Raw genomic sequence first — 18,865 nt, 5'->3', positions numbered from 1 at the left:
AAATTTTCAAGGAGAGAAAAAGATGTGGCTCAACTTTCAACAGAAGGTCATACGAATAAAATGATTGCCGAATTACTTTTTATCATTAATATAGGAAGAAAACGTTGACAAATTCTTAATCAAGAACTAAAATTAATTTTATCGTAATTATGAAGTTCTCTTTAATAAAAAGGGACTAATTTTTTGATTATTTTGTTCTTTTTAGAGAATTAGAACGATAGAGAACTTTATATAAGTGTTTTAGAAGGGGAGAATTTTTTTTGGTTTATTTGTTCTTAATAAAGAATATTTAAGTGCTTATATTAAAAATAAGGAGTGAGAGTATGAATCAAACTATTCAATTTGAAAAAGGAATAAGGGCAGATTTGTATATTTATGAATTAAACCGTAAGTTACTTAACAAAAAATGTTCTGAAGTAAATGTAGTCGAATTAACAAATGAGGCAATTGAATTTTATAGTTCGTTAGAGCTCCCACTCTTAAAGGGGGTCATTTATAAAATTAAAACAGAGGTATTTAAAAAAGAGTTAGAATTATTTGGAATTATTTGCGAAAAAAGACAACGATTGGACTCGTCCCTTTTTTATTATCAATTATATTATATTTCCTTTTCTAAACATGAGAATCTTCATTTACAGGAGATTAAACTAAAACAAAGTCAATTGAAAAAGTATGAAATAGATAGATTAGTTGTCAATGAATTTTATAATGAAGGGGCAAAAATGAATGGTTGTCAATGATATTAGAGCTTTAAGGAAAAGCAAAGGAATGACGTTGGAACGTTTATCAATTGCATCAGGAGTATCGAAGTCATATATCAGTTATATTGAAAGAGGTGTTCAAAAGAACCCTAGTATTGCTGTTCTTATAAAGATTGCTAAGGTGCTGGAAATAGAGTATGTCGAGTTAATTGAAATCATTAAAGCCCATGAAATAAAAGATACTGATGCAGAAAAGAAGAACGTAAAAAATGAGCTGAATAAGTGACATCAGTTCATTTTTTGGGTCCCTTAACCATTGTCCTGTTTATTTTTCCATTTGACAAAATCTAAATACTCACGGAACTGTTCTTTACTAATCCCAGAATTCATGGCGTCTTGAACTAACTCAATCCAATTGGGATCTAAATTAGTCTCTTTTTCTGGTTGACTTTTTTCATCATAAAGTAAATCTTCCACAGACACATTTAACATTGCAGCCACTTTTTCAAGAAAATGAATGGAAGGGTTTGATTGAATGTTTCGTTCAATCGAGCTCAAGTATGACTTAGCTACCCCTGCTTTATCAGCCAATTCGGTTAAAGAATAACCTTTTTCTAGTCTATATTTTTTTACTTGATCACCTATCATAATTCGTACCTCTCTATATTTATGAGTAATGTCGTAATGATTATATCAGTGTTTAAACTGTTCCGTAAAGAGAACTGACATATGTTTTTCTTTTTTCGTCGTCTTAAAAAACGTTATTATTTAATCATAAATAGGGAATTAATTAGGGGAGTTCTTATATACAATTTTTTGTTAGGTTTTATAAGATGCTTAAGGAATAACCTGTAGAAACGAGACATTATAACTCCTGCAACTTTTCAACAAGTTTATTAAATAAAACTTTGTCACGGTTATCCAATGCTTCGTCAATTGCTTTCATTAAGGCTTCTTTGTCTTTATTTTTTAGGAGTTGTTCGATCATTTGATTGGTTTCTTCTTCATATTTTTTGAAGCGCTTGTAACGTTGAAAGTTATCGCTTTTCTCATGTTCGAGAAGCTGTAGATAGCGATGATTTAACGACTTGCCATTAAAGTTTAAGACTAGATAAAATGATTCTGTTGGAGCTGTAACTAGATCGTCTAACAAGCTTGATAAATTATCTGTTTTTGTTTTCTGATCATAATACATAAAACCGGGTTCATCGGATTGATAGGAAGATATGATAATTGTTTTTTACCTTTGTTAATTGAATCGGTAAATTTTAATTGATTCAGAAGGTGATGATTTCTTATGAATTGATCGAGAATTAGTTTAGCTTCTTTATTTTTTAGTTGATTATTTTTAATAAACCACTGTAAGAAACCTCTTTTCTGTTCATTTGAAACCCATTTTTTCATAAGAACCACCTTTACCTTAATGTCTTCGGAAAATAATAGTATAAGTTTATCATTAATCAAGCTATTTTTTTAGTGATTTGATTGAATTTTAAGATAAATAAAACAAGAGATAAGGTGCCGCTCCCTGGATGGGGGCAGCACCCTCTGACGGGTGTGGAACTATTTAAGGGATTTTGGGACAATTCCTGAACTTCAAGAAACCGGTTGTTTAGAATGTAGTAATTTTCTATCAAAAATAAATGGACCGAATGGAATGATGGAAGCCAGCATAGCTAGTCCACCTTTTGCGAGTGACCAACGAGCGATAAACATCATCACGATAACAGCGATGATATAAATAATAAAAAGCCATCCGTGAGCCATGCCAATAACGGTAACAAAACTTGGCAAGTCAAATATATACTTTAAAGGCATCGCTAAAAATAATAAAAGAATTAAAGAAATGCCTTCTAAATAACTAATGATCCGGAAAGCACGAGTCGATGTAGCCATTTAAAAACCTCCTTATTTAAAAAGCGTAGTCCGTTTGGGCAGACCGATTTTTCTCGAGCTTCTAACGGACGCAGCTAGTATTGTTTCATCGTGTCGAATAAAATCACTATTATTCTATCATAATCTTAAAATAGGAATCTAATGGAGAGTTGGTGACATTTTTGCATTAGATGACCAATGATGTCTTCAGTTATTTTTAATGAACCAACATGGTGCCAGTGATTTCAATGGAACTTGACAGTGGTCATTCCATTTGAAATAATAAGCGGAATAGCAAAATGGTCTTGTAGGGTTCCGCAAATTGGTTCATTTGGTCTGGTCCAAGACAAGGCACACATCTTTATATAAAAAGATGTGACACGGAGGGATAAAAGCCCGGGAGATGCTGTCAATGACAGCCATCTCTCGGGCTTTTTTAGTGCATGTCAGAAATGGTAAAAGTAAATACTCATAAAAGAGGAGTGAAGTCAAAATGAAAAAGGAATGGATCTTATTAATTGTTGCGGCGTGTTTTGAAGTAGGTTGGGTAATTGGATTAAAGCATTCTACAAGTTTATTTGAGTGGGGAGCAACGATTTTGGCAATTATTATTAGTTTTTCTTTACTCATTCGTTCAGGAAGTCGGTTGCCGGTGGGAACGGCCTACGCTGTTTTTGTTGGATTAGGAACAGCAGGGACGGTTATTTTTGATATGGCCGTATTTGGAGAGCCTTTTCGTTGGTCAGTTGTTATGCTTATTGTTTTATTACTTGTAGGCGTATTAGGTTTAAAAATGAGAACCTTTGATAAAGAAGAAGACAAAGAAGTAGGTGAAGCTTAAGATGGAATGGATTTATTTAGTATTAGCAGGTATTTTTGAAATGGTCGGAGTTGCTATGATCAATCAATGGCACCAAACAAAAAAATGGCTGGCCATGTTCTTTCTTATCACTACATTCGGTCTTAGCTTTCTCTTTTTATCTTTAGCGATGGAAGTGCTGCCGATGGGAACCGCTTATGCCATTTGGACAGGAATTGGAGCTTCTGGTGGTGCACTTGTTGGAATCTTATTTTATAATGAGCCTAAAGATAAATGGCGTATCTTTTTTATTGCCCTCATTTTAGCTGCAGCCGTTGGTTTAAAAGCGACCAGTTAGTAGGTAGTAGCTGGGAGAGAATGGTTTAGGGATTGAAGCCTGTTCAGGTTTTGGTCTTGAAAAGTAGCGCTCATATAAAGGAGATTTTAATAAATCTATGGGAAAAAAAGTCGTATTGGCGGAAAAGCCATCTGTTGGCCGTGATTTAGCGAGAGTTTTACAATGTACAGAAAAAAGAAATGGTTTTTTTGAAGGGAAAAATTATATTGTAACATGGGCTTTAGGTCATTTAGTCACATTGGCTGCTCCAGAAAGTTACGGAGAATCCTATCAAACGTGGAAGCTAGAAGATCTTCCTTTATTACCGAAAAAACTTAATTTAGTTGTGATCAAACAAACTCAAAAGCAATATCAAATTGTTAAAACGCAATTAAGAAGAAAAGATGTTGATGAGGTTATTATCGCGACAGATGCTGGCCGTGAAGGAGAGCTTGTTGCTCGTTGGATTTTAGAAAAAGCAGCTGTGCAAAAACCGATCAAACGTTTATGGATTTCGTCCGTTACAGATAAAGCGATTAAAGCTGGCTTTAACAAGTTAAAGAGCGGAAAAAATTACGAAGGGTTATATGCCTCAGCAGTTGCACGGGCTGAAGCTGATTGGTATGTCGGAATGAATGGAACACGTGCATTAACGACAAAATTTAATGCTCAGCTTTCATGTGGTCGAGTTCAAACACCGACATTGGCGATGATTGCTAAAAGAGAAGAGGATATTCGTCAGTTTAAACCAAAACCTTATTGGCTTTTGCAAGCAGAAACAAAGGAACAATTGAAGTTGCATTGGTATGATGAACGTTCAGGATAGCAACGAATTTTTCGAGAAGAGCAGGCAAAAGAAATGACCAAATCGCTCGAACGACAAAAGCTGCAAGTGAGCGATGTCAAAAAAGTGAAGAAAAAAACACCTGCACCAAAGCTCTATGATTTAACCGAGCTACAAAGAGAGGCAAATAAACGCTTTGGCTTCTCTCCAAAAGAGACGTTAAGTACATTGCAACGTCTTTATGAACAGCATAAAGCCGTCACTTACCCACGGACAGATTCCAATGTGCTTTCAAGTGATTTAGTTGATACGTTGTCTGAACGAGTTAAAGCCGTTGATGTCCAGCCTTATCGTAAGCATGTCGCTCAAATTCGCCGCGGGAATTTATCAATCCAGCCTCATGCTGTAAACGATAAGCTCGTGACCGATCACCATGCGATTATTCCAACTGAACAAGTCGCACCAGCCTCACTTTCAGATAATGAAAGGAAAATTTATGATTTAATCGTACGGAGATTTTTAGCCGTTTTATTCCCGGTCTATGAATTTGAGCAAACGACGATTATCGCCAAAGCGAACAACCAAAGTTTTAAAGCGAGTGGCCATAAGGAGCTTGTGGTAGGGTGGAAGGCGATTTATGCTGATACTTCAATTAAGAACGAAACGATTATTCCTTCTATTCAAACAGGTGATTTATTAACAGTAACGAAGCTCGATAAAAAGCAAGAGCTAACAAAACCTCCCGCGAGATTTACCGAGGCGACGCTGTTATCAGCTATGGAAAAACCGGCATCTTTTCTTGAAAATAAAGATCCGGATTTAGTAGAAACATTAGGAAAAGCTGGGGGGATAGGAACGGTTGCAACGAGAGCAGACATCATCGAAAAGCTCTTTCAGACATTTTTAATGGAAAAAAGAGGCCAAGATTTATTGTTAACCTCAAAAGGGAAACAGCTCTTAGACCTTGTTCCTTCAGGCTTAAAATCGCCTGCGCTAACAGCTGAATGGGAGAAAAAGCTAGACTCGATTACTAAAGGGGAGCTTGATCAAAGAACCTTTATTGCCGAAATGAAGGAATATGCTTCAAGTATTGTTAAAGAAATAAAAAACAGTGAACAAAAATTCAAACATGATAATCTAACAGGTAGTAAATGTCCTGAATGTGGCAAGTTATTGCTTGAGGTAAACGGCAAAAAAGGTAAAATGCGTGTTTGTCAAGACCGTGAATGTGGCTACAAAAAAAGGCTAGCAATGGTGACTAATGCTCGTTGTCCAAAATGTAAAAAGAAACTTGAACTACGAGGAGAAGGAGAAGGGCAAGTGTTTGCATGTGTTTGTGGTCACCGCGAGAAAAAATCGGCGTTTGAGAAACGCAAAAAGGCGACACAGCATCAAAAGGTGTCGAAAAAAGAAGTTTCTCAATACATGAAAAAACAAAATAAAGATGACGATTTCTCCAACTCCGCACTAGCCGATGCCCTTGCCAAGTTAAAATTAGATAAAGATTAAAAAGAAAGAGCTCTTTCCAACATGGAAAAGGGCTCTTTCAGTTATCCAAAGCATTTAGAGAAAAATTGTGGATAATTTAAGTGGCATAAAAAGATTTATTTGATTAGTTATCAAGGTTTTTCACTTTTATTCACATTTGTCTGTGGGTAACTACTATGATATACACAGCTTATTCACAGGAATGTGAATAAGTCGGCTGGTTTGAAAAGATGTGGGGAAAAATGAAACATTTATTTAAGAGCGTTCTACTTGTTTTAAAGGCTCTTTTGCTGGTCCTTCCATCACATCGCCGCGGTAGGAGAACCTCGAGCCGTGACACGGGCAATCCCATGTTCGATCACCGTGGTTCCAGTTCAATTCACAGCCCATATGGGTACAAGTTGTATCGATTAAATGAAGTTGCCCATCGTGATCTTTATAGGCGCCCGTCCGTTTGCCCTTAACCGCAACAACAGCTCCTTCATCTTTGCCTAGTTCATCAATCTTTTTATAGTCATGTTCTGTTTTCCCTTGGATGAGGTGTTTGGCCACATCAAGGTTTTCAGAAAGAAAATGTTTAATACTTGGATCCGCGATAAACCTAGAAGGTGTAAACAATGATTCGGCTGGGTGGTATTGTTCAGTAATTTGTTTAGCGATGATTTGTGCGGCGGCAGTTCCGTTCGTCATTCCCCATTTTCGATATCCAGTCGCGATAAAAATAGATGGCTTGTTTTTGGTAAGATGTCCGATGTATGGAAGCTTATCAAGTGTAATTAAATCTTGAGCCGACCAACGAAATTGGGTATCAAACCCACCAAAAATGTCTTTTCCGAAGTCTAGGAGGGCTTCATAGTGATAAAGGGTGTCCATACCTTGACCTGTCTTATGTTTTTCGCCACCTAAAAGGATCAATTGTTTATCACCCATTTTTGTATAACGTAATGACCGTTTTGGATCATCGGCACTTAAATACATCCCTTCTGGAAAAGCCTCATCAATAAAACCAGCAATGACATAGGAACGTTCGGCATGCAATTTTGAAAAATACAAGCCCCCGCCATCAAAAAACGGAAAATGAGTAGCGACGACAACTTTATCAGCGTAAACACGGTGCTGGTTTTTTGTCATCACAGTTGTTTTGCCATCTACTTCAATATCAACAGCTACGGTATTCTCAAAAATTTGTCCACCGTTATCTGTTACATACTTAATAAAGTGTGATACATATTCTAATGGGTGAAATTGGGCTTGTTTTCCGATTTTTAGAGCTGCTTTCGTTTCAATATTTAAAGGGATCTTATCGACAAATTGACCATGGATGCCAATCTTTTGATACGCCTCGAACTCTTTTTCTAGTTTTCCTTCGCCTTGATTAGTCGTTGCGTAAAGATAGGCATCCTGCTCTGTAAAATCACATGAGATTGAATGCTCCTCAATCGTCTTTTTGATAAAGGCGATGGCTTCTTCATTGACATCATAGTATTGTTTGGCTTTTTCTTGTCCGATATGATGTAACAGCTCATCATAAATAAGGTCATGCTGAGATGTGATTTTAGCAGTAGTATGACCGGTAGTTCCATTTAATAGTTTGTCTGCTTCAATGAGAGCTACTTTTAATCCAGCCTTTGTTAAAAGATAGGCAGTCGTAATTCCAGTGATCCCGCCACCTACAATGGCCACATCGACAACTAAATCCCCTTCTAGTGTTGGAAAACTAGGTAATTTAGTTGAAGAACGCCAATATGATTGGGGATGTTCGGGTAATTGATTCGTATTCTGAGTCATTGGTTTCCTCCATCAATTGTCTATTTATCCATACGATGTCCAATCAGAGGAAAATCATGTACATGACTAATTACTTTCCCGTGTTAAGCGACCTTTTCCTTTTTTAGAACTAATTGTTTTTTGCCTAAATGTAAAATAAAGAGGGCGAGCACAAATGTGAGGGAGCTTACGTAAAAGAGCGTCGGTCCCCCGAATAAATCGACCATGCCACCTAAGAAAAAGGGGCCAACAATATTAGCGGACATGGAAAATAAATAATAAAAACCTGTAAATAAACCGATGCTCGTTAGTCCTCCCAAATCGGCGACTAAAGGATAAGCCTGGACATTAACGAGAGCCCACGCACAACCTGCTACAAATAAAGTCATTTGTAAGGGGAGTGCTTCTGTATAAAAAGGGATCGTTAAAAAGATAAGTGGCAAAATCGAAAGGCCAATCATCATCGTTTTGATTTTGCCAAATTTTTGTCCAATCCATCCGGCTGGAAGGGCGAAGAGGACAAATGAGAGGCTAAAGAACCCAAGTGTTGTCCCAGCCAGACCAGGACTAAAACCTAGTGTTTGTTGAGCGTATAATGTAAACAAGGCTTCAACAGAGGCATAACCAATAAAGTAAATAAAGATCGCAAGTAAGATAAAAAGGGAAGACCGATTTTTCTTTTCAAAAAGCAAGATAAATCGTTTACGAAGCGATCGGGTCGCAATCGTTTCTTCCTGGTCATCCAAAGTGTTGCTACTATAAGCTGGCTTTCGGTCGACAACAAAAAATAAAAAGAAAAAAGAGGCCATTAAAATAATACTTGCTATTGTAAACGGATAAATCGGATTAATATCAAATAATTGAGATAAACCGAATAACGCAATAATCGCACCGATTCCGCCTAACAAGTTAATAATGCCGTTCGCAAAAGAACGCTTTTTAGGAGGGGTATGATCGGGCATTAAGGAAATGACAGGTGCTCGGTACAATGTCATAGCTAGTAAAAATAAAATGTCGATCGAGATTAAAATCCATAAAGTATCGGCGACAAAGGGCAAAAGAATAAAAAAGAGAGCAGCAAGTGGCATCCCGACGATTAAAAAGGGGAGGCGGTTACCAAATCGGGTTTGAACTCGGTCGGACCATGACCCAATAAGTGGGATCAGTAGAATCGCTAATAAATTATCTAACCCCATAATAAATCCAATGATACTTTGCTTTTCAATGTGTTCGGCTAAAATAATCGGCATAAATGCATTGTAGAAAGTCCAAACGAGTGTTAACGCAAAAAAGCCACTACCAATAACAAATATTTTTCGATAACGAAATGAATCGGACATATTACTCCTCCTAATGGTTTAAATATAAATGACTCAACTTTCGCATCGAGAAAATCCGTTCAACTAGTTGGTAGAGCGAAAGGGGAGCTCTTAAACAAATGCCTTTGACACGTTAGAAAAGCGAGAACGTACTATCACACCAAACGGATAAACTGTGCATTAAGAAAAAATAGACAATGTACAATGCGCTTCGGCTGTCGCTCCCAAAACCATACTCCGCGTCCTGTGGGAACCTGGCGAGCCTCCTCGGCAAGCCTTGCGGGGTCTCGCTCCACGGTTTATTCCCACGGGAGTCTCCGTATGGTTTTGTCCGCTAAGTGTCGTGGAGATGCTTGATGATATCGCCATGCCCAAATCAGCTATTTCTAACGCATAAGGACCTTCTTCTTTACTTTGTTAGTTATGAAAAGACATGATTCCAATCGAAACAAGCTCGCTAGTCTAGCTAACGTACAGAGTATCAACACGGATTTGTTTACAACTGTAACGGACTGAGTCATTGAAGAAAAATCATTCTCAAGCTCTTGTACGTTGAAGTAAGGACTATTTTTTATTCCATGAGGAGAACCGAACCTAGATTCGATTCTATTATCAAGCGGACAAACAGACACGGAGACTCCCGCAGGAATAAACCGTCCAATGAGACCCCGCAAGCGTGCTGAGGAGGCTCATGAGGTTCTCGGCAAGGAGCGGAGTGTCTGTTTGGGAGCGACCACCCAAGCTCTTCATTTTAGTGCACAGTTTCCTTCAACAGCCTACGAAGAGATGTGTTCAGACTGCCAACGATTGAACCGTTCATGTAAAGTCAATTTGAGTATGGTATCGCCCTAAAGTTAATCTCTATCAACGGTTAAGGGTCAATCATACGCTGCGAAAGTTGAGTAAAAGAGAATAAATGGATCTCTTCCTTGTATTATTCGGATTAGTCGCTGAAGAATCCTTTTATATTACGAAAGTTTATATTTCCTTTACAATGTATGAGGAGCATTGCCTTTGTCGTTATTTCAAGTTAGCATAAGAGGTGTTCGAATTAAGAGAAAGAAAGTTGGGTAAGTCAATGGTACAGGCACAACCTTTTTTAAAATGGGCTGGTGGGAAGAGGCAGTTGATACCTGAAATTTCCAAGTATATTCCGAGTTCTTATCATACCTATTTTGAACCGTTTATTGGGGCGGGAGCGGTGCTTTTTCATTTACAACCAGAAAAAGCGATAATTAATGATGTTAATCAGGAATTAGTGAATACATATAAGGTGATTCGTGATCATGTAGAAGAGTTGTTAACAGACTTAAGAACGCATAATAATTCCTCTGACTATTTTTATGAACTAAGAAATCTTGATCGTGACGCCGATAATTACCAACAATTATCAGCTATCCAAAAGGCTTCTAGGTTAATTTATTTAAATAAAACATGTTTTAATGGATTATATCGTGTCAATCAAAAAGGGCAATTTAACGTTCCGTTTGGGAAGTATAAAAACCCTAATTTCATCAATGAAGATGTCATTCGTTCCGTTCATCACTTTTTGAATCAAGCAGATGTTGAAATTTTTAATCACGATTTTCAAGAAGTGGTCAATAAGGCTAAACAAGGTGACTTTGTTTATTTTGACCCACCGTATGATCCTGTCAGTACCACATCATCTTTTACGAATTATGCTCTACAAGGTTTTGGGAAAGAAGAACAATTACGCTTAAGGGATCTTTTTATTGATTTAGACAAGCGAGGCTGCTATGTATTATTAAGTAATTCTGCCACTGATTTTATTAAAGATATTTATTCAGAATACCGGACAGAAATCGTTGGAGCGACGAGGAATATCAATTCAGTTGGTTCAAAACGTGGAAAAATTCAAGAAGTATTAATTATGAATTATTAACAGGACTATCTTAAAAGGTTACTTAGCCTTTTGAGAAGTCTTTTTTTATAAACTCAACTTTCGCATCGAGAAAAAAATAATAGGCCCTCCGGCGGTCGCTCCCAAACAGACACTCCGCGTCCTGCAGGAACCTCATGAGCCTCCTCAGCACGCTTGCGGGGTCTCATTGGACGGTTTATTCCTGCGGGAGTCTCCGTGTCTGTTTGTCCGCTAGATAATAGAATCGAATCTAGGTTCAGTTTTCTCATTGAATAAAAAAACAGGTGGCAACTCCCTATTTAGTTCCATAATCAACAAAGTGAAGAAGAAGGTCCTTCTGCGTTAGAAATAGCTGATTTGGAAAAAGCCATATCATCAAGCCTCTCCACGACACTTAGCGGACAAAACCATACGGAGACTCCCGCGGGAATAAACCGTGGAGCGAGACCCCGCAAGGCTTGCCGAGGAGGCTCGCCAGGTTCCCGCAGGACGTGGAGTATGGTTTTGGGAGCGACAGCCGAAGCTCTTCATTTTAGTGAACAGTTTCCTTCAACAGCCTACGAAGAGATGTGTTCAGACTGTCAACGATTGAACCGATCATGTAAAGTCAATTTGAGTATGGTATCGCCCTAAAGTCAATCTCTATCAACGGTTAAGGGTCCATTATACGCTGCGAAAGTTGAGTTATAAACAAAAATGACTCGTGACGTCTCACTAAGTGATATTGGAGGTGAGTAAGGATGTGGATAGTGTGGATAAGTAATTAATACTCTAGAATTCAGAATTAAGATGTGAAAAGAGGTTATGAGGAATAGAGGGAGAACTTCGGCCTTTTTTGGACAAACGTTTGCAGGAAAATAAAAGAAAAATTTAGATGAATGTAAAAGGTTCATCATATAATGAACAATAGCTGGGAACAATTTTAAATAAGGAGAAGAAACCTACCCGGTAAAAACGAATTAATATTTAAAAGGATGGTCTTGTAACTTTATAAAACTTCTTTTATAATAAAAATAGTCTCAAAGTGCAAACGTTTGTCTTTTTTATTTAATACAAATGTAAACGGTTTTATTTTATAAAATAGTTCGATGTTTAAGTCTAATTTAGGAGTGTTTAGTATGATGAAAAAATGGTGGAAAGAAGCCGTTGCTTATCAAATTTATCCGCGAAGTTTTAACGATTCGAATGGTGATGGAATAGGTGATTTAAAAGGGATTATTGAGAAGCTCGATTATATAAAGGATTTAGGGATTGATGTCATTTGGATTTGTCCTATGTACAAATCACCAAATGATGATAACGGATATGACATAAGTGATTATCAAGATATTATGGATGAATTTGGAGAAATGGCTGATTTTGATGCTCTTTTAAACGAAGTGCACAATCGAGGGATGAAATTAATCATCGATCTGGTTATCAACCATACATCTGATGAGCACCCTTGGTTTATTGAATCAAAGTCTTCTAAAACGAATGAAAAAAGGGATTGGTATATTTGGGCTGATCCAACTAAGGATGGCTCTGAGCCAAACAACTGGGAATCGATTTTTAACGGGTCTGCTTGGGAATATGATGAAAAGACGGAACAGTATTATATGCACATCTTTTCACGCAAGCAACCAGATTTGAATTGGGAAAATGCGGATGTCAGAGAAGCTCTTTATCAGATGATGAATTGGTGGATGGATAAAGGGATTGATGGCTTTAGAGTAGACGCTATATCTCATATTAAAAAAGTAAAGGGGTTTCCTGATTTACCAAACCCTAAAAAACTTGATTATGTTCCTTCCTATGAAGGTCATATGAACCGTGAAGGAATTCATGAGTTTTTACAAGAATTAAAACGAGAAACCTTTGATAAGTATGACATAATGACTGTTGGAGAAGCGAATGGTGTATCTGTAGACCAATCTGATATGTGGGTAGGCGAGGAAAAGGGTGCCTTCGATATGATTTTTCAATTTGAACATTTAGGGTTGTGGCGTAAGGAATCGGGAGAAGGAACTCTCGATATTTTATCATTAAAGAAAACGTTAACGAAATGGCAAAACGGTTTGAACGGTCACGGCTGGAATGCCTTATTTTTAGAAAATCATGATCAGCCACGTAGTGTTTCAACATGGGGAAATGACGATAAGTACTGGTTAGAAAGTGCTAAAGCGTTAGGGACTTTATTTTTCTTTATGCAAGGAACCCCTTTTATTTATCAAGGACAAGAAATTGGGATGACTAATGTGCAATTCCCTCGTATTGAAGATTACAATGATGTTGGCATGTTAAACCTATATCGTATTGAACGAGAAAAAGGGACTGCACATGAAGAAATTATGAAAGTTATTTGGGAGCAAGGTCGAGATAACTCAAGAACCCCTATGCAATGGTCTGATGAGCATCAAGCTGGGTTTACGACTTCGGAGTCATCATGGTTTGGAGTGAATCCAAATTACAAAAGAATCAACGTGAAGACTCAAGAGAAGGATGCCGATTCGATCCTGAATTTTTATAAAAAAATGATTCAGCTTCGTAAAAAGTATGAGGGTCTTGTTTATGGTGAATACGAGTTAGTTCTTCCTAAACATGAGCAAATTTATGCTTATACAAGAAAATGGGGAGGGGAAACATTTCTTATTTTAGTCAACTTATTTGAGGAAGAAGCTCCATTTAAAACGGAACTATTAGAAGTGGCTCAAAAGGAATTGCTTTTGGCAAATTATAGCGATTCAAAAAATATTCAAGTATTAAAACCTTACGAGGCTCGCCTTTATAAATTATCCTAAAGCTTTTTTGTTGGAATAATGTAGCAAAAAGATGAAAGGGTTCATTGCATTTTTCAGGTGGTCATGTTAAGATGAATGACGGTAATAAATTTGCGCACCCTTTTGATTGGGTGACACATTAGTATCAGGATGACGACCATGTTCCAGATCGTTATGGGATGTGGTTTTTCTTTGCTTTTATAGCAATATTTCCAACGGTTAACGGAATTAGCTAGGAAAGAAATAGAATATAAGTGCTCGCTTAGACAAAAAATTGTCTTGAGAGGAGCCTTATAAAGTCATTCTAACTTTTAGGGAAAACCTTTAAATGTGGAGTATTCTTAACAAAAAGATAAAGTAGCTAAAAACCCTTTGGGATAAGGTCAGTAACATAAAATACTGCCTATATAGATGAAGAGCTTTACGATTGTACGAACAATCATGGCTAAAGAACGCTCCTAACTTTATGTGTCGCAAAAACATAAAGGCGTAAAAATATAAGAAATAAAAGGAGATATTTAATTTGCCAACATTTCATGAATTTAATTTGAATCATCAAGTAGTAAGAGCGTTAGAGGATATGGGGTTTGCAGAAGCAACACCAATTCAAAACGCAACCATTCCAACGACATTAGCAGGTAAAGATGTTATTGGTCAAGCACAAACAGGTACGGGGAAAACAGGTGCTTTTGGTGTACCGTTAATTGAAAAGATCAATGTGGAAAATGACCACGTTCAAGGACTTATTTTGGCACCAACTCGTGAGTTAGCGAACCAAGTATCAGAATCACTAGTGAAATTTGGGAAATACAAAGGCGTCCGTACGGTTGTCGTATACGGCGGACAAGATATGAGAAAACAAATCCGTGATTTAAAACGGAAACCACATGTCGTTGTAGCAACTCCAGGTCGTTTAATGGATCATATGAACCGTAAAACGATTAGATTAAACCAAGTAGAAACGGTTATTTTGGACGAAGCAGATGAAATGTTAAACATGGGTTTCATTGAAGATATTGAAACGATTCTTAAAGAAATCCCTAACGAACGTCAAACATTATTATTCTCAGCGACAATGCCAAAACGTATCGAAAAACTTGCTCAGCAATTTATGAAAGAACCACAAACAATTGCTGTTAAAGCAAAAGAAGTAACAATGGAAAATATCGAACAATTTTATATTGAGTTACATGAAAAGCAAAAGTTCGATGCCCTTTGCCGTCTAGTCGATATTCATACACCTGAGCTTGCGATTGTGTTCGGACGTACAAAACGTCGTGTCGACGAGTTATCAGAAGCTTTAATTAAACGTGGCTATCGTGCAGAAGGAATTCACGGTGACTTAAACCAAGCGAAGCGTGATAGTGTTTTACGTAAGTTCAAAAATGGTTTAATTGAAATTTTGGTCGCAACCGATGTCGCTGCACGTGGTTTAGATATTAGTGGTGTGACACATGTTTATAACTTTGATTTACCACAAGACCCAGAAAGCTATGTTCACCGTATTGGGCGTACTGGACGTGCTGGGAAATCAGGTATGGCTGTTACATTTGCGACACCATCTGAGAAAGAGCATGTGGCAGCGATTGAGAAGACATCAAAGAAAAAAATGACGAAACAACCAATGCCAACGTTTGAAGAAGCGATGGAAGGTCAACAAAAGCTTGTGCTAGCACAACTTCGTGAAAAATTAGATCAAGAAGACACGAATTTTTATCGTGCTATTGCTAAAGATTTATTACAAGAAACAGATGCAACAACAGCTTTAGCAGCTGCTTTAAAATTATTAACTAAAGAGCCAGATACAACAGACGTTAAATTAACGGGTGAGGCACCATTACGCTCGAAAAAACGCCGTTCTGACGGTGGAGGTAGACCTTACCGCCGTAGTGGTGGTGGCGGAGGCCGTGGTGATAACCGTCGTAGTTATAACCGTAAAGACGGTGATCGTGACCGTAACCGTAGAAGTGGTAGCCGCAGTGGCGGTGGTCAACGTAGTGGTAGTGGCCAAAGAACGGGCAGTTCACAACAACGTCGTTCTAAGCAAGCGTAAATTCGAATTATATTAGAGGAGGCTTATCTCTAATTAGCAGAAGCCTTCCGAATAAAGTCCGGTGAGAAGTTAATACCTCTCATCGGGCTTTTTTGTTTGTTGATGACGTTGTGTGAGGTGAGAATATCCCACCGACGCTCCACGCAATTAATAATAAAACCAAAATCACAACAAATGGGCGTCTTTTTAGCTTAAAAGTATTATCATACTGGTAAAGTTTTCTGACGCGATTTACAGGAATTAATGTGAAGAAACGGAAGCGTATACATATAAAACGTCTAAATCTATGTTTTAATGGTTCGAGAAGATAAGAATAGGACGGAATGAAATAAACCTAGATAAATCAAGATAAAAATTAATCACTTTCGATCCAGATCTGCGTTCAGTTGAGTGTATTTTATCGGTATATTAAATAAGCTAAATATCTAAAATTATCTAAATATTTGTATGTTAGATTATCTGACATATCGATTGCGAAAAGGACTCAAACGTCATAAAGTAGTAATTAATAAAAGGATGTAATAAAAGTTTACATGAAAAGGAAGTGTGTGGGGATGACGGTAAATACGCCAGCGAGAGAGAGTTTAATTCAAGAAATTAAAGAAACGATTGAAAAGAAAAGTGTAGAATTACTTCATATGCAGTTTGTTGATATTGAAGGGACGCTTAAGCATGTGACAATCACAGCAGAACAATTAGAGCAAGCTGTTGATGGAAAAGTGATGTTTGATGGTTCTTCTATTACTGGTTTTACACCAATTAACCAATCAGATTTATATTTAAATCCGGATTTATCGACTTTTGCTGTGTTACCTTGGACAGAAGAGGACGGTTATTCAGAAGCTCGTTTCCTATGTAGTGTAACAACACCAGGAGGGGATGACTTTGAAGGAGACCCTCGTAACGTTTTAAAGAAGACAGTAAAACGTGCTAAAGATAAAGGTTATTCCATTAGTGTTGGGCCAGAGTTGGAATTCTTCTTATTTGAAACAGACGAATTTGGTCAACCGACAATACGTACTCAAGATGTTGGTGGATACTTTGAGCCTTCTCCAAAAGATGAAGGGGAAAAAGTTCGTCTTGCAATATATAAAGCACTAAAAATGATGGGTTTTACCATCGAAGCTTCTCACCATGAAGTGGCGGTTGGGCAGCATGAAATTAACTTTAAATACGCCGATGCCTTAGCTTCTGCTGATGCAGCGACAACATATAAATGGGTTGTAAAAACGGTAGCAAAACAATTTGGTTTACATGCGACGTTTATGCCAAAACCACTTGCTGGTGCAAATGGAAGTGGAATGCATACAAACATCTCATTATTTGATGAAGAGAAACAAGAAAATGCCTTCTATGACGAAACAGATACATTAGGTTTATCTGAGACAGCTTACCAATTTATCGCAGGTCTCATTGACAATGTAAAAGATTTTGTAGCGGTAACAAATCCACTTGTAAACTCATACAAGCGTTTAGTTCCTGGTTACGAAGCCCCTTGTTACATTGCTTGGTCAGCTTCAAATCGTTCAGCGTTAATCCGTATTCCGGCTACTCGTGGGGCGGGGACTCGTGTTGAAATTCGCTGTCCAGATCCGTCGGCAAATCCGTACTTAGCATTTGCGGTTGTAGCTGCTGCTGGACTTGATGGGGTAGAGCGTGAATTAACAGCGCCACCATCTGTTGATGCAGATATTTTCAACATGTCATTAGATGAAATCCAGGCTCGTGGTATTGAAAATTTACCTACAAGCCTTGAAAGTGCCATTGATCGATTTGAAACAGGAGAAATTGGTTTAAAGACATTTGGAGAGCATGCATTCTCAGAGTATGTGTCCCTAAAACGTAGTGAGTGGGATGACTTCCGTATCGCTGTAACTGGCTGGGAAGTAGACGCCTACCAATCAAAATTCTAATCTTTTTATAAGGCTAGAGCCCCGTGTGAAGGAATACCTTCGTACAGGGCTCTTTTTCCTATCATGAAGCAACTTTGTGAGCGATCTCTCGTTTTCGGCTTGCACTTGTAAAAACGATTAAACCAGACCAAATAAAACCAAACGCTAGTAGCTGTACCCAGTTAAAAGGCTCTTTATAAACAAACACACCTAAAATAAACATAATGGTAGGGGCGATATACTGTAAGAAGCCGATCAAGGATAAACTAATCCGTTTAGCTCCTGTTGCAAAAAGCAATAATGGAATGGCAGTTGCAACTCCACCACCAATTAATAACCATGTTGTACTATTAGTTACTTGTAAGGCTGGACCAATCGGTGTTTGGACTAAAAAGATAATCGCGATCGGACTGACAATTAATGTCTCAATAAATAACCCAACTAAAGAAGAGACTTTTACGAGTTTTTTTATTAAACCGTAGAGGCCGAATGATGTAGCCAAAATGAGTGATACCCATGGAAAAGAACCGTAGTCGAACGTCATACAGAGCACGCCGATAAAAGCTAAGACAAAAGCGGTTATTTGTTTACGATTAAATCGTTCTTGTAAAAACAAAAAGGCAAGTAATACATTAAGCAGAGGGTTTATGTAATAACCTAAGCTTGCCTGAAGCACATACTCATTGGAGACTGCCCAGATAAAAACATACCAATTGATAGAAATTAAAAACGAAGCTAATATAATGCCGAGCCCCGCTCTCCAATTCGTAAAGACGGCTTTTATCTCTTGATTTGTTCGTTTAAATTGATTACTGACGATGATAACGAGTAAAACAAAAATGAGCGACCAAACGACTCGGTGAGCTAAAACGACCAGTGGATCGATATGGTCAAGAAATTTCCAATAGATAGGGAATACTCCCCATAATAAATAGGCCCCTAAACCAGCCATGACGCCCATTCGGTGTTGATTTTGTTCCTCAGTCATAGGACAACAATCCCCCTTTTATATAAAAAGCGAAGCCTGTTCGGTCAGAAGCGAGAAAAAATAAGAACAGCTGATGAAGACGCTTTTTGTCTTCATTCAGATGGGCGATTTTTCTCGAGCTTCTAACAGGCGTAGCTGGATTGAAAAAAAGCGAAGTCCGTTCGCTCAGAAGCGAGAAAAAATAAGAACAGCTGATGAAGACGCTCTTTGACTTCATTCAG

Annotated in this window: 15 protein-coding genes, 2 pseudogenes and 1 riboswitch; of the genes and pseudogenes, 10 read left to right on the top strand and 7 right to left on the bottom strand. The window is 37.8% G+C overall.

Going from position 1 to position 18,865, the window contains the following annotated elements; translation table 11 throughout:
* The 3 genes from BALCAV_RS23450 to BALCAV_RS16705 form a co-directional block, all read left to right on the top strand.
* The coding region (locus BALCAV_RS23450) for a LuxR C-terminal-related transcriptional regulator (RefSeq protein WP_160173431.1) at nt 1–108 on the top strand (108 nt) is incomplete at its 5' end.
* 215 nt (nt 109–323) lie between these two features.
* Nucleotides 324–740, top strand: a complete 417-nt coding sequence (locus BALCAV_RS16710; protein WP_003322453.1) for a hypothetical protein — start codon at nt 324–326, stop codon at nt 738–740.
* Nucleotides 727–987 carry a helix-turn-helix domain-containing protein gene (locus BALCAV_RS16705; protein ID WP_003322454.1) on the top strand — a complete coding sequence of 87 codons (261 nt, stop codon included), beginning with the start codon at nt 727–729 and terminating at the stop codon, nt 985–987. Before BALCAV_RS16710 ends, BALCAV_RS16705 begins: the two co-directional genes overlap by 14 nt.
* Nucleotides 988–1,010: 23 nt before the next feature.
* Here the strand turns inward: BALCAV_RS16705 and BALCAV_RS16700 are convergent, their stop codons facing one another.
* The 4 genes and pseudogenes from BALCAV_RS16700 to BALCAV_RS16690 all read right to left on the bottom strand — a co-directional run bounded on the left by BALCAV_RS16700 (nt 1,011) and on the right by BALCAV_RS16690 (nt 2,597).
* Nucleotides 1,011–1,349: a helix-turn-helix domain-containing protein gene (locus BALCAV_RS16700; protein ID WP_003322455.1), complete on the bottom strand. Its 339-nt coding sequence runs from the start codon at nt 1,347–1,349 to the stop codon at nt 1,011–1,013.
* Between the two features lie 217 nt (nt 1,350–1,566).
* Nucleotides 1,567–1,647, bottom strand: coding sequence for an IDEAL domain-containing protein (locus BALCAV_RS22860; protein ID WP_235213134.1), 81 nt, complete (start codon nt 1,645–1,647; stop codon nt 1,567–1,569).
* Between the two features lie 180 nt (nt 1,648–1,827).
* Nucleotides 1,828–2,105, bottom strand: a pseudogene (locus BALCAV_RS21295) (YpiB family protein); the annotation flags it as partial.
* Nucleotides 2,106–2,297: 192 nt separating this feature from the next.
* The gene (locus BALCAV_RS16690; RefSeq protein ID WP_003322457.1) at nt 2,298–2,597 is read right to left on the bottom strand and encodes a DUF3817 domain-containing protein; all 300 of its coding nucleotides are present in this window, start codon (nt 2,595–2,597) and stop codon (nt 2,298–2,300) included.
* Between the two features lie 275 nt (nt 2,598–2,872).
* Nucleotides 2,873–2,981: riboswitch (guanidine-I (ykkC/yxkD leader) on the top strand.
* A gap of 88 nt (nt 2,982–3,069) precedes the next feature.
* Between BALCAV_RS16690 and BALCAV_RS16685 the strand changes: the two genes are divergently transcribed.
* From BALCAV_RS16685 to BALCAV_RS16675, 3 genes and pseudogenes are all read left to right on the top strand, one after another.
* Nucleotides 3,070–3,417 carry a DMT family transporter gene (locus BALCAV_RS16685; RefSeq protein WP_003324513.1) on the top strand — a complete coding sequence of 116 codons (348 nt, stop codon included), beginning with the start codon at nt 3,070–3,072 and terminating at the stop codon, nt 3,415–3,417.
* Between the two features lies 1 nt (nt 3,418).
* Entirely contained in the window at nt 3,419–3,733 is a 315-nt protein-coding gene (locus BALCAV_RS16680; protein WP_004428852.1) for a DMT family transporter, read from the top strand.
* 97 nt (nt 3,734–3,830) lie between these two features.
* A pseudogene (locus BALCAV_RS16675) lies at nt 3,831–6,005 on the top strand (DNA topoisomerase III).
* 234 nt (nt 6,006–6,239) lie between these two features.
* Here BALCAV_RS16675 and BALCAV_RS16670 read toward each other — a convergent pair.
* Nucleotides 6,240–7,772 (bottom strand): FAD-dependent oxidoreductase, encoded by a 1,533-nt coding sequence (locus tag BALCAV_RS16670; protein WP_004428858.1) that lies wholly within the window; start codon nt 7,770–7,772, stop codon nt 6,240–6,242.
* Nucleotides 7,773–7,855: 83 nt separating this feature from the next.
* Entirely contained in the window at nt 7,856–9,091 is a 1,236-nt protein-coding gene (locus BALCAV_RS16665) for an MFS transporter (protein ID WP_004428860.1), read from the bottom strand.
* A gap of 1,057 nt (nt 9,092–10,148) precedes the next feature.
* Between BALCAV_RS16665 and BALCAV_RS16660 the strand changes: the two genes are divergently transcribed.
* From BALCAV_RS16660 to glnA, 4 genes are all read left to right on the top strand, one after another.
* Complete coding sequence (locus BALCAV_RS16660) at nt 10,149–10,973, top strand: DNA adenine methylase (RefSeq protein WP_200880901.1); 825 nt, start codon at nt 10,149–10,151, stop codon at nt 10,971–10,973.
* Nucleotides 10,974–12,070: 1,097 nt separating this feature from the next.
* Nucleotides 12,071–13,732, top strand: a complete 1,662-nt coding sequence (locus BALCAV_RS16655) for a glycoside hydrolase family 13 protein (protein ID WP_003321154.1) — start codon at nt 12,071–12,073, stop codon at nt 13,730–13,732.
* 502 nt (nt 13,733–14,234) lie between these two features.
* Nucleotides 14,235–15,764: a DEAD/DEAH box helicase gene (locus BALCAV_RS16650; RefSeq protein WP_003321153.1), complete on the top strand. Its 1,530-nt coding sequence runs from the start codon at nt 14,235–14,237 to the stop codon at nt 15,762–15,764.
* 554 nt (nt 15,765–16,318) lie between these two features.
* Nucleotides 16,319–17,677: a type I glutamate--ammonia ligase gene (glnA, locus tag BALCAV_RS16645; RefSeq protein ID WP_003321152.1), complete on the top strand. Its 1,359-nt coding sequence runs from the start codon at nt 16,319–16,321 to the stop codon at nt 17,675–17,677.
* A gap of 61 nt (nt 17,678–17,738) precedes the next feature.
* Here the strand turns inward: glnA and rarD are convergent, their stop codons facing one another.
* On the bottom strand, nt 17,739–18,644 hold the full coding sequence (gene rarD, locus BALCAV_RS16640; protein ID WP_003321151.1) for an EamA family transporter RarD: 906 nt from the start codon (nt 18,642–18,644) through the stop codon (nt 17,739–17,741).
* Nucleotides 18,645–18,865: the final 221 nt, after the last annotated feature.

It is taken from the genome of Alkalihalobacillus alcalophilus ATCC 27647 = CGMCC 1.3604 (assembly GCF_000292245.2).
GTDB lineage: Bacteria > Bacillota > Bacilli > Bacillales > Bacillaceae_D > Alkalihalobacillus > Alkalihalobacillus alcalophilus.
This window is presented reverse-complemented; position numbering and strand designations above follow the sequence as displayed.

Coding starts and splice junctions, on each gene's coding strand:
- BALCAV_RS16710 (WP_003322453.1), top strand. CDS start 324: ATGAATCAAACTATTCAATTTGAAAAAGGAATAAGGGCAGATTTGTAT.
- BALCAV_RS16705 (WP_003322454.1), top strand. CDS start 727: ATGGTTGTCAATGATATTAGAGCTTTAAGGAAAAGCAAAGGAATGACG.
- BALCAV_RS16700 (WP_003322455.1), bottom strand. CDS start 1,349: ATGATAGGTGATCAAGTAAAAAAATATAGACTAGAAAAAGGTTATTCT.
- BALCAV_RS22860 (WP_235213134.1), bottom strand. CDS start 1,647: ATGAAAGCAATTGACGAAGCATTGGATAACCGTGACAAAGTTTTATTT.
- BALCAV_RS16690 (WP_003322457.1), bottom strand. CDS start 2,597: ATGGCTACATCGACTCGTGCTTTCCGGATCATTAGTTATTTAGAAGGC.
- BALCAV_RS16685 (WP_003324513.1), top strand. CDS start 3,070: ATGAAAAAGGAATGGATCTTATTAATTGTTGCGGCGTGTTTTGAAGTA.
- BALCAV_RS16680 (WP_004428852.1), top strand. CDS start 3,419: ATGGAATGGATTTATTTAGTATTAGCAGGTATTTTTGAAATGGTCGGA.
- BALCAV_RS16670 (WP_004428858.1), bottom strand. CDS start 7,772: ATGACTCAGAATACGAATCAATTACCCGAACATCCCCAATCATATTGG.
- BALCAV_RS16665 (WP_004428860.1), bottom strand. CDS start 9,091: ATGTCCGATTCATTTCGTTATCGAAAAATATTTGTTATTGGTAGTGGC.
- BALCAV_RS16660 (WP_200880901.1), top strand. CDS start 10,149: ATGGTACAGGCACAACCTTTTTTAAAATGGGCTGGTGGGAAGAGGCAG.
- BALCAV_RS16655 (WP_003321154.1), top strand. CDS start 12,071: ATGATGAAAAAATGGTGGAAAGAAGCCGTTGCTTATCAAATTTATCCG.
- glnA (WP_003321152.1), top strand. CDS start 16,319: ATGACGGTAAATACGCCAGCGAGAGAGAGTTTAATTCAAGAAATTAAA.
- rarD (WP_003321151.1), bottom strand. CDS start 18,644: ATGACTGAGGAACAAAATCAACACCGAATGGGCGTCATGGCTGGTTTA.